The sequence below is a fragment of the Arenibacter amylolyticus genome, assembly GCF_002150785.1.
Lineage (GTDB): Bacteria > Bacteroidota > Bacteroidia > Flavobacteriales > Flavobacteriaceae > Arenibacter > Arenibacter amylolyticus.
The window spans coordinates 1-11266 of the sequence record NZ_MTAZ01000073.1 but is presented as its reverse complement, the minus strand read 5'-3'; the positions used below and the strand labels follow the sequence as shown (position 1 = coordinate 11266).

7 protein-coding genes and 1 pseudogene are annotated in these 11266 nt (G+C 42.3%); 6 read left to right on the top strand and 2 right to left on the bottom strand.

Features of this window, described 5'->3' with window-relative positions; translation table 11 throughout:
- From BV214_RS16695 to BV214_RS16245, 4 genes and pseudogenes are all read left to right on the top strand, one after another.
- Positions 1-1048, top strand: a pseudogene (locus BV214_RS16695) (transposase); the annotation flags it as partial.
- Positions 1049-1229: 181 nt separating this feature from the next.
- Complete coding sequence (locus BV214_RS16255) at positions 1230-1448, top strand: hypothetical protein (RefSeq protein ID WP_086478554.1); 219 nt, start codon at positions 1230-1232, stop codon at positions 1446-1448.
- Positions 1449-1803: 355 nt separating this feature from the next.
- A complete protein-coding gene (locus BV214_RS16250; RefSeq protein ID WP_086478553.1) occupies positions 1804-3633 on the top strand; it encodes a PAS domain-containing protein in 1830 nt (609 codons plus the stop codon).
- Between the two features lie 22 nt (positions 3634-3655).
- Entirely contained in the window at positions 3656-4051 is a 396-nt protein-coding gene (locus BV214_RS16245; protein ID WP_086478552.1) for a metallophosphoesterase family protein, read from the top strand.
- A 27-nt stretch (positions 4052-4078) separates the two neighbouring features.
- On the opposite strand, the gene BV214_RS16240 is transcribed toward BV214_RS16245, so the two are convergent.
- Both BV214_RS16240 and BV214_RS16235 read right to left on the bottom strand, forming a co-directional pair.
- On the bottom strand, positions 4079-4510 hold the full coding sequence (locus BV214_RS16240) for a hypothetical protein (RefSeq protein WP_086478551.1): 432 nt from the start codon (positions 4508-4510) through the stop codon (positions 4079-4081).
- 164 nt (positions 4511-4674) lie between these two features.
- The gene (locus BV214_RS16235) at positions 4675-7032 is read right to left on the bottom strand and encodes a patatin-like phospholipase family protein (RefSeq protein WP_245806820.1); all 2358 of its coding nucleotides are present in this window, start codon (positions 7030-7032) and stop codon (positions 4675-4677) included.
- A gap of 439 nt (positions 7033-7471) precedes the next feature.
- Here BV214_RS16235 and BV214_RS16230 point away from each other — a divergent pair, with 439 nt between their 5' ends.
- Together BV214_RS16230 and BV214_RS16225 are read left to right on the top strand one after the other, a co-directional pair.
- Positions 7472-9592, top strand: a complete 2121-nt coding sequence (locus BV214_RS16230) for an amino acid carrier protein (RefSeq protein ID WP_086478550.1) — start codon at positions 7472-7474, stop codon at positions 9590-9592.
- Between the two features lie 320 nt (positions 9593-9912).
- Positions 9913-11085, top strand: a complete 1173-nt coding sequence (locus BV214_RS16225; protein WP_086478549.1) for a dicarboxylate/amino acid:cation symporter — start codon at positions 9913-9915, stop codon at positions 11083-11085.
- Positions 11086-11266 lie beyond the last annotated feature (181 nt).

Below are 11266 nucleotides of genomic sequence, written 5' to 3'. Positions count from 1 at the left end.
CGGGCCCAGAACAGCAAGAAGAACAATTACAACAAGAAGAAAATTCAAAGGCATCTCGAATATATTGACAATAAGCTGGAAGAACACAATAAGGCCTTGGCCACGGCAGATGATGACCAAAAGGAGGAATTGCAAAAACAGGTCGGACACCGCAAACAGCAGCGCAGGAAGTATGAACAGCTTCAAAGGAAACTGGACGGGGATCGGTCCTCTGAGAACCCACAGATCTCCACCTACGACCCGGACAGCCGACATCAAATCATAAGGGGAATGATTACCGAGGTGTGCTATACCGGCCAGATAACTGTGGACGGAAAGCACAAAATCCTGATTGACTACAAACTCACCAACCAAAACGACAAAAAAGCGATGGGCATGATGCTCCGTAGGGCTAAGTCAATTTTGAGAACCAATCAGTTTACCGCACTCTATGACAAAGGTTACCACACGGGCAGCGAGTTCAAAACAGCCGATAACCTGGGAATAAAGACCTTGGTTGCCATTCCAGGCATAGGCAGGGCAAGCCAGGCACCGAATCCAGCTTATAACGCAGAACATTTTCTCTATAACCGCGAAAAAGACACCTATACCTGTCCGCAGGGAAATGAATTAAACTCTAACCAAACCCAGTACAAATCAAGAAACTACACTTTTAAACAATATAAGACCAGGGCATGCAAAAGCTGCCCCGTACGTCATGAATGCACCACTGCCAAGGTCAATGGCAAGATCATACAACGAAGCGAGTTCACCCAAAACATCCAGGACAATGCTACCCGAGTCGCTCACAATGAATCAGTATATAAACAGCGACAAGCATTGGTAGAACATCCATTTGGCACCATGAAACGATCCCGAGCCTTCGGGAGGGATTTGACCACATTATGACCAAAAAGGGACTCCAAAGGGCTTCAGCCGATTTTGGCTTCATAGCGTTAGCATACAATCTTAAAAGGATGCTGAACCTTGCCAATGAAACTTCCTGGTAGGTTTGCTATGCTTCATTTTTGGTATGCAAAGGCACCTATCGCTCAAAAAAAGGCCTTAAAATTGATTTTAAAGGGCAAAGTGCAATATTTCAACTCTTTCCTGTTTACTTTTAGAACATCAAATAAAAATCCTATTTTCAACCATTAAAGGGTGGTTTTGAGACAGACTGCCGTTGTGCTTCATACATAAAATTCGTGGTTAAAGGGAATTTTTAGTAAATTTGAGTAAAGGGAATTAATATGGATATCGAAGCATCAAAAATAGAGCTCGTCAAGATAATCTTAAATATCGATAACGATAGATTTATTAAAAAAGTGACTGATTTCATAAAGAATGAAAAGTCCGATTTTTGGAACGATCTGAGCGCTGCAGAACAAGACGAAATTAAAAAAGGAATCGAGCAGTTGGACAAGGGAAAAAGAGTGCCGTTCAAGGATGTTCTAAAAAGGATTTCCTAATGGAAGTTTATCTGTCCGAACTGGCCGAATCCAAACTCGAATGTAATAGCTACGATTTCGTCTGACAGTTAAGAGTTTTTTTAGGCGTTTTGACTCTTGGAATAATTTTGGTTTAGGGGCTCGTTTGGAGCCCCTTGATCATTCCAATCGTCTAACTGATTATTCCTAACAGGTTGGTCTCCACCAGAGCCTGTTTCGCTGTGCCCAAAAAATGTTATCGTTTGTTAAAAGTATAGCCCGCAATATGCGTTAAGATTAACTTTGTGAGTTTATACCTCAGGAATGATAGCGTAATATTCGATTGGAATAAATTGGACTTACAATTTCCGAATATGGAAAAGGACTTCTAGGTACCGTGTGGGAAACCAAAGAAATGGCCGTTTGGGACAGTATAGAAGAAGAAAAAGCCTTTAAAAGGGGTGTTTCTTCGGATGAGCATTGTCCACAGGAGGTAATAGGCATTCCCTTGATGTACAATAATGAGGTGAAGGGCGTGCTAGTTCTCGGAAATGAAAATGGTTCTTATAATCCATCGTTTTATGGCAAGTTGTTTCAACAACTGAAGGCCACTTTGGGAGAGGAAATTAAACGAAAGAACTTGGAATTGGAACTTGACCAAATTTTTAAATATACCCCGGATATCATATGTGAAATTGGTGACGATGGGTACTTTAAGAAAATAAATCCGGCTGCTACTAAACTTTTAGGCTTCTCAGAGCAAGAATTCCTTTCTGAAAATTTACTGGAATTCATTCACCCCGAAGATAGGGAAGAGACCTCGGAGTATTTAAGTAGACTCTACCAAGGGGAACCACTCCGATATTTTGAAAACCGATATCTGACTAAGGAAGGTAAAACCAAATGGCTTAGTTGGACTGCCGATCTTACCCATGAAACGGGAATTACCTATGCCGTTGCCAAGGATATTACAGAGAAACAGGAAATTAAGGAGTTGCTTAAAGAGGTAACCGATCTGGCGCTTATTGGGGCATGGGAGGTGGATTTTGAAAAGGGCACCGTGTTTTGGTCCGAGATGACCAAAAAAATTCACGGGGTAGCTAAGGATTTTGTCCCCAATTTTAAGAACATCCAAAGCTTTTATGAATATCACGAGGGAACTAATAAGTTCTTAGAGGTTACCCAAAGTGTTTTTCATGAAGGCATGACTATTGATCTGGAGATGCCGATCAGAACAGCAAAAGGCAAGGAAAAATGGGTTCGGCTTCTTGGAAAGTCAGAATTCGTGAAGGATCAATGTGTCCGAATTTATGGGAGTTTTCAGGATATCCATGAACTAAAAACGAGTCAGCTAGACTATAAAAGGACCACCGAAGAAAAAAATGCGATCTTGGAAAGTATCGGGGATGCTTTTATATCCCTTACCAACGAAGGGATAGTAACCTATTGGAACAGCCAGGCAGAAGATTCCTTTGGAATGGATCGTGAAGCTACCTTGGGGCATCATATAAAGGAAGTATTCCCTCATATCAGGTATTACAAGATTTATGAAAAAATCAATGAGGGGATCAAGAACAACAAAAAATTTACCCTAGAAAAGTACTTTCCTCGATTTAATACATGGTACGAGATAAACGCCTATCCATCAGATAATGGAATCTCGATATATGTTAAGGATGTGAGTGAGCGTGTAAAGGCAGATAATGAAATTAGGCTCACCAATGAGCGTTTTGAAAAAGTGGCACAAGCTGCCAATGATGTGCTTTGGGATTGTGATATATCAAAAAACACCATATTTTTTAGTGAATCCTTTAAACTTCTTTTTGGCCATGAAATAAGTGCTGATACAGAAATCCTTCAGCTCTGGAAAAGTCTAGTACATCCCTTAGATAAAAAACGAGTACTTAGATCCTACTACAAAGAGATACAAAATCCCAAGTCTTCCGTATGGGAATGTGAATATCGGTTGTTAAAGGCAACAGGGGAGTATGCCTATGTATGGGATAAAGCCACTGTTATCAGGGATGCGGATGGTAAAGCCACTAGGATGATCGGTGCAATTACCGATATAACCATGCGAAAAACCTATGAAGATTCCTTAAAACAGCTCAATAACGAACTACAGGAACGCGCCCTCAATATAGAAGCTCAAAATAAAAAATTAAGGGACATAGCTTGGACGCAATCCCACGTGGTAAGAGCTCCGTTGGCTAGGACTGCTTGCTGAATCCGCACAAAAGGGAAGCGACGTGTATGAGGCGATAGAAGTTGTCCTAAAAGGGAAGGAAATGCCCTTGCCCGGGACGCAGACTTTTGAAGACGAGGACGGAATTGACCGAAGGGAAATGCGAATTAGATGGTGGGAAGATCCTTCGAAGATGACTTATGAAAAAATAAGTGTTCTACAGTATGACAACCTTCTCACAGAACAAGTTGATATGGACCTGTTAAAGGATTCCGATTTTTATAAAAAAGACGATAAACCCGTTTTCTTTGGGCACTATTGGATAAAGGAGCGGCAACCAGCCCTATTTAAGGACAATATTTGCTGTTTGGATTATAGCGTGGCTAAGGGAGGTAAGCTGGTTGCATTTAGCTTGGATGATGAATTTTGTATAACGAAAGGAAAGTTTACCGCTGTATAGCTGTACTATAATAAAAAGCTAAGGGAGTTACTTCACTTCAAAGCCATTCCTTTGTAGCTCCCCTTCCATATACTCTTTATACCTTTTAAGAAGGGGGGCTGCTTGCTTCGCGGTCAATTTATTCACATGGAGGCTTATCCTTACTTGTACATAGTGTCCACGCTTGATCTCTTGCTCCACCCCATCTGCCTCCTCTGAAAAAGACGTATGGATTTTTGTGGTTTCCAGGGCACCAATCGTATAATCTAGGCCCTGCGATGCAGGATTATGATCTGCTATTTTGGCCATTATTTCCTGAGGGTCTATAGCATGTGCAAGCGATACAATAGTATCATAGTTTAGATCGGCGTTTACCGCCGTACTAGGAATGCTAATGGTTTCGGTAAGGGTGGTGCGATTGCTGCAGCCGCTTAGGAAAAGTATACTAACTAGGACGAGTGAGAAAAAGTGGTTCTTCATCTAAGAGAAAATTTCCCATTTGGTTATTATGGTTTCCAAATAGGTAGGTTATGGGTGGTTACAAGGCATCAAACTAATAACTTTTTAATCAATTCCACCTTCTTCCTTCGCATTTTTAATGAGAGCGACCTAGCGGAATGTCTAATTCCCCAAGCATTCCTTAATTAATCCGAAGTATTAAATTGATATCCAATACCGATAAAAAAGCGGACTTTATTGGTGCTGTTTATCCAAGAGACATCAAAATTAACAGGTCCTAAAATGGAGTGGTAGGAGAAGGTGGTCCCAGCAGACATTAATAAACTGGGCTGGGTGGCGTCTGGCCAATTTCCTTTGGGAATAAATGCATCCTCAAGATAATCGCGAAACCTTCCAAACCCCACGGAAGCGACATTGAAATGGGGGGTCAGGTAAATCTTGTTCATGGCTTGGAACTGCATCCCTAGATTGAGTTTTACAAATTGCGTAGCACTTAACTCCCCCTGGTGCAAACCGGGGAATACAAAGTTTTCGTTCCCTGGGTTTTTGCTGTTACCACCCAGAAAATATTTGGAATTAAGTCCCAATGCTGAAAAAGAATAGTCGTTCTCCCTAAGATCATCCTCAAAAATAAAATGGCCCGAGGTTCCTATAATGGCCGATGTCCTACTGCTTAATGGGAATCTTTTTTCATAATCCAACCCAATTCTAGAGAAATCATTGGTAGCACCATCCACATCGGGAATACTGGCGTCCGAATAGTCAATACTAAGCTTATTCCCTAACGATCTTCCTAAATGCCCTTTAAATAGCGCCCCCTCCGTTGCAAAATAGACCCGGTTCATGCTGTTATAACGGTAGTGGAGGTAAGCCTCGGAATCGCTATTCTTATATTTATGTATCTGAAACACATTGTCCTTTACCTCTGGATCTATGATAGGTTTTAAACTGGTACTGTGAAATTTAATTCCTAATCCAATATAGCTTTTCAAGGAAATGAGATTTCGGTTTAATTGGTTGTCAAAAACAAAGTTCCGATAGCGAAGATTGTCCACATACTCCCCGCTCACAAATACCTTTTGTTTCAGTTGCTGCCCAAAACCTTCCGTGCGCCACCACCAATCGCGTCCGCCTCCAAAATTTTTCTGGTGCTGAACCCTAAATTTTGGCTGATCGGCAATATCCATGGTCAGTAACGAACGGGAGGCATAACCTATAATATTTCTCCCGGTATAGTTTACCATAAGGCCTACGCCATTGTCTCCGTCATAGTGCAAAGACCCCTTTACCTGATGCTGGGATCGTTCCGTAGCATTTAAATGCAATTGCAAGGTATCTCCACTTAGAACGGGGTGGTAGGTAATCTGGCTGAAAATAGTAGTACCCATCGCCCTATTGACCCCGTCCAATATATCCAAAACGCTATAGGGGGTGTGAGCTTTTATATTGGTTCTGGCCCTAACCAAGGCCATATTGTGCTTGCTAATACCATTATATATTATAGTATCTAAGGTTGTCTCATCTGGCATCTCAGGCAACTTACGGGGCCGTTGTGTAAAATTCATCAGTCTGGAGGAAAGGGCACTTAGGGAATCTAGATTTTGCTGTACCGCGATTTTTCCTTCCTCGTACATGATGTTGGTTTTAGAGAAATCGGCCGTGGAATACGATAAATTAGGAACATGGTCTATCAAAATGTCACATAGCGCCCTATTTTGTGGGTTTTTCAGGTTGCTATTCATCATCCCTGCCTGAAACATAAGCGCAGTGAAGCTATTGAGATTTTCTTTACTGGCCATTCCTCCTCCTACGTCACTTCCAATAATGATATCGGCTCCCATACTTTTTGCAATATCCACGGGGAAATTGTTTAACAACCCTCCATCTACCAATAGGGTTCCATTGTATTTTACAGGGGAGAACAGTCCGGGAATAGACATACTGGCCCGCATGGCCAACCCTAGAGAACCCCGGTCCAAGACAACTTCTTTCCCATGTACGATATCCGTCGCTACGGCACGGAAAGGAATGGCTAATTCGTCAAAGTTGTCGGTATTGTAGGTGGGATAGGTATGGGATGCGATAAAGGCCCGTAGGTTCTGATCGTTCAGTAGAAAGTTTCCCAACTTTAGACTGCCATCTGCCCAATTCAACTCTACCAGATAACGGTTAAACTCAAACTTTTCTTCCACACTAACATCCCGCAAGGATATGCCCCCACCAATAAGAATGTCCCAGGGTGCCTGTTTGGCAATGGTCGCAATACTATCGCCAGAATAGCCCATTGCGTATAGGGCGCCCACAATACTGCCCATACTGTTCCCCACCACTAGATCTGGCACAATACCAAGGGAATCCAACACCTGTAAAGTGGGGATGTGAGCTACGCCTTTTGCGCCCCCACCACTTAGAACTAGGGCAATTTTAGGTTTTTTATCTTGAGAAATGCCCGTTCGGGGGGTAAGCCATAGTAAGAAGAGGAAAAGGCAAAGCACGAACCTTTTTAGTGAAGCTACCATATTGCTAAAAAATTGTGCGGACATGTGATTATTAATTTGATACGGCCTCTTTTTATTCATTAGTTGTCGGTTTCGTGCAGTACGGAATGAAAGGTTTTTTGGGGATCCATGCAAATGCTGCCATGTGCTTCGTCAAAAATAGCGGATAAAATTTTTTAATCAAGCATTCTGTCTGAAATAACCCACAAAACTGCGCTTCCATGACCAATTTATTTTGTCGGAAGTTTTGGGGGTAAAAAGGGAGTCTCAATTCAGGGTACAAATAATTGGGCTTAGACCCTAATGGCTGGGAAACAGCGAAGGAATCAACCTCCTGAAAATGGCAGTCATTGCAGATTGGTTTTTAGCCCCCTAAAAGCTGGTGAGTTTTAGAGAAACCTTCCCAATTCCTTGGGGAGCCCTTTGTAAATCGCTAATTTGGGGGCTTTTAAATTTTAATCGAAGCACAAAAAAGAAAACTTTAATGTTAAAATCAAGGATTTTACCCACCTTATTACTTTTCCTATTTACTACTATCGTTATGGCACAAGACCAACTCACTTCGGTCGGGAAAATGACGGTAGCTATCACCCTAAAAAATCCATCCAAGGAGATAAACAACGGAATAGCGGAGGTGTCAGTGACGGGCGGTAAAGCTCCTTATAAATTTAAATGGAGCGATCCCCAAACTGCATTGTTCCAAAAGCAGGCGACTGGACTCATAGAAGGGCTAGAGCATGTAGTTATTATCACGGATGCAGATGGGAATACGGTGACCAAGAACTTTACAATTCCGGCCCAATCCATAACTGAAATCTTTAACAGTAATGTGCAACCAGCGGTAGACTATTTAGGGGCCATTTTATTTTGGGATCCCTTTGCGGCTATTGGCGTGTACGATCCGGTGGTTTATAGCGACCAAACCACTATTACCGTTCCTGTGATGGAAGCCACGGAGAAAAATTATACCATGGCAAAATGGTTGGTGCCAGAAGGGGAAGAAGTAATCAAAGGGCAGGAGGTTGCCGTTGTTGTGGATAGTAAGGACCAAGAAACACTTATCTATGCCACGGCAGACGGTAGTTTATCACATATCTTAAAAGTAGGGGACGCCATTACTGGGATAGGAGGTGACCCTTCCAAATTAGCTATTGATTTGGCCGTAATTCAGTTCGATGCGCCAAGACCCTTATTGTTTCCCAATGGGGATGTAAGAACCAGTACTATCCCATTTATTGTTATCTGGTTAATTCTAGGAAGTATATTTTTCACCTTCCGACTAAAGTTTGTAAACATAAGAGGGTTTCTACACTCCATCGATTTGGCAAGAGGAAAGTACGACGACCCCAATGCGCCCGGTACTATTACACATTTTCAAGCGATGGCAACTGCTACCTCGGCCACCGTGGGCCTTGGCAATATTGCTGGGGTAGCGGTAGCCATTTCCTTGGGAGGGGCCGGTGCCACCTTCTGGATGTTTATGGCTGGTTTTTTTGCGATGTCCCTAAAATTCGCGGAATGTACCTTGGGGGTAAAATATCGCTTTATTGATGAGGAAGGCCGAATCTTTGGAGGACCAATGAATTACCTCCGTTATGGATTGGAAAAGCGAAACATGAAAAAGCTTGGGAAATTCCTCGCAGCGCTGTTTGCTATTTTGGGTATTGGTGCTTCCTTTGGAGGAGGGAATATGCTACAATCTAACCAAGCATTTAAAATAGTATCCCAACAGCTTCCCTTCTTACAGGAGCATGGCTTTTGGTTTGGAGTAGGATTTGCCATCCTAGTAGGTATGGTGATCATTGGAGGAATTAAAAGTATTGCTAAGGTTACCGCAAAAGTGGTTCCCTTTATGGCAATCCTTTATGTTTTGGGATGTTTGGTGGTGATAGGGACCAATATAGAAAATATTGGTTGGGCGTTTGGCTCTATAATCGATGGTGCCTTTTCTGCACAGGCTTTAAAAGGTGGATTTATAGGGGTGTTGATTATAGGACTTCAGCGCGCTGCCTTTTCCAGTGAAGCAGGGGTAGGTTCCGCTGCCATTGCCCATAGTGCCTCCAAGACCAATCATCCTATTGCCGATGGATTCACTTCTTTGGTAGAACCGTTTATAGATACCATGTTGGTGTGTACCATGACTGCGCTGGTACTGATTTTTACTGGGAAGCACGAAGTATATGGCCTGGGTGGGGTAGAACTTACCTCCGATGCCTTTGGGAGCGTAATTTCCTGGTTCCCCATGGTACTGGCAGTGGCGGTGCTGATGTTCGCATTTTCTACCATGGTATCCTGGTCTTATTACGGAATGCGTTCCTGGACCTACTTGTTTGGAAGGAGCAAGAAACTAGAGATGGTCTATAAGGTAATGTACTTGGTGTTTGTGGTACTAGGGGCTTCTGTTAGTCTAGGAGCGGTATTGAGCTTTGCAGATATGATGATTTTAGCTATGTCCTTCCCTAATATTATAGGACTCTATATACTTGCTCCCGAGATAAATTCGGATATGAAAAATTACTGGGAGAAACTGAAAAAAGGAAAACTCTATATCAATCCTAAATTTAGGGAAGCTTCAGAAGTAACTAGTGCTGCGTCCGGAAAGTAAACTTGATTTAACTGCTTCCCTTCATAGGATATTTTTGGAGGGGTAGTAGGGAATGATCTGGATTGGGAAATGCTAGGAGTGTTTTTCTGTTCCAGATCATTCTTTTTTGTAACGGCAGCTGGGAGATGCCCACTTGCTTCGTTCTCTTAAAATGAAAAGTTTTGTTAAGGTTTGTAATCGTTCTTTTTACAGTAGGTTGTATATTAGCCAAATTACCTGAAAAAAGGGCATGGAAACAGGGTTAGCGCTTCGTTAATTCCAGTATTTGAAAGGAACTAGTGCGGTTCCTTCTGTGGCCTTTTTATTAAGATATTGCAAACATGAAGCGACTTTTTTCCAACCTACTTTTCAAAGTCTTTTTGGGCATTGTTTTAGGTATTGTTTTCGGTTTGGTATTACCCGAATCCATCAATAGGGTTTTTGCCACTTTTAATGCCTTTTTTGGTCAATTCTTAAATTTTTCCATTCCCCTGATTATTATGGGGCTCATTATGCCGGCCATCTCCGATCTGGGAAGGGGAGCAGGTAAATTACTTTTGCTGACCGCTGTTATTGCATACGGGTCTACCTTGTTTTCGGGTTTTATGACTTATTTTACCGCTTCGGGAATATTCCCAACGCTTTTGGAATCGCACGCTGCCAACGCAGCTGGTATTAGCGAAACGGGTAAGGAACTCTTGCCTTATTTTAGTATTACCATTCCCCCTGCCTTGGATGTAATGACCGCTTTGGTATTCGCTTTTGTGATTGGCTTGGGACTATCCTATCAGGAAAAATCTACCTTAGGCGGCGTAGTTAAGGATTTTCAAGTCATTATTATGCAATTGATAGAAAAAGTAATCATTCCGCTGCTTCCCCTGTATATCTTGGGAATCTTTGCCAGTATGGCCTTTAATGGGAAGGTGTATTCCGTACTCTCGGTATTTGTTACCATCATTGGAGTAATCTTTGCGCTGCATATTCTTTTATTGATAATTCAATACGTAATTGCCGGATTGCTTACGAAGCAGAATCCGGTACGCTTATTAATCACCATGTTACCTGCTTATTTTACAGCTTTGGGAACGCAATCTTCTGCGGCGACCATTCCCGTTACTTTGGAACAAGCTTTAAAAAATGGAGTATCAAAAAAAATAGCCGGATTCGTAATCCCCTTATGTGCTACCATTCATCTATCGGGTAGTATTATGAAAATCGTCGCCTGTGCCATGGCCCTTATGATCTTACAGGGTGTGCCCTTTAGCTTTACCCTTTTCGCAGGCTTTATTTTTATGCTGGGAATTGCTATGGTAGCTGCCCCAGGAGTACCCGGAGGGGCTATTATGGCCGCGATCGGCATCTTACAATCCATGTTGGGTTTTGATTCGGAGATGCAGGGCCTTATGATTGCACTCTATATTGCCATGGATAGTTTTGGTACCGCGTGTAATGTTACCGGTGATGGGGCCATCGCCTTGGTGGTCAATAGACTTACGAAACAGGTTGCTTCATAAAAATTGCCTTTAGCAGCTCTTATTCTAGGTTTTAATGCTTGACAGCTAGTCTAGGCGAAGACCGTTTAGCCTATTGTTTACCGCAATTTTTGTAACTTCCACAGCTGTTGGCCAAATCAATGTTAGCATTACCTATGGACCTGAGTTCGATGTAAGAATTTCGAATATTATTGGGTTTTTA

What these genes read in the sequence shown, in the direction of transcription:
- BV214_RS16255 (WP_086478554.1), top strand. Translation starts at nt 1,230, where the DNA reads ATGGATATCGAAGCATCAAAAATAGAGCTCGTCAAGATAATCTTAAAT.
- BV214_RS16240 (WP_086478551.1), bottom strand. Translation starts at nt 4,510, where the DNA reads ATGAAGAACCACTTTTTCTCACTCGTCCTAGTTAGTATACTTTTCCTA.
- BV214_RS16235 (WP_245806820.1), bottom strand. Translation starts at nt 7,032, where the DNA reads ATGTCCGCACAATTTTTTAGCAATATGGTAGCTTCACTAAAAAGGTTC.
- BV214_RS16230 (WP_086478550.1), top strand. Translation starts at nt 7,472, where the DNA reads ATGTTAAAATCAAGGATTTTACCCACCTTATTACTTTTCCTATTTACT.
- BV214_RS16225 (WP_086478549.1), top strand. Translation starts at nt 9,913, where the DNA reads ATGAAGCGACTTTTTTCCAACCTACTTTTCAAAGTCTTTTTGGGCATT.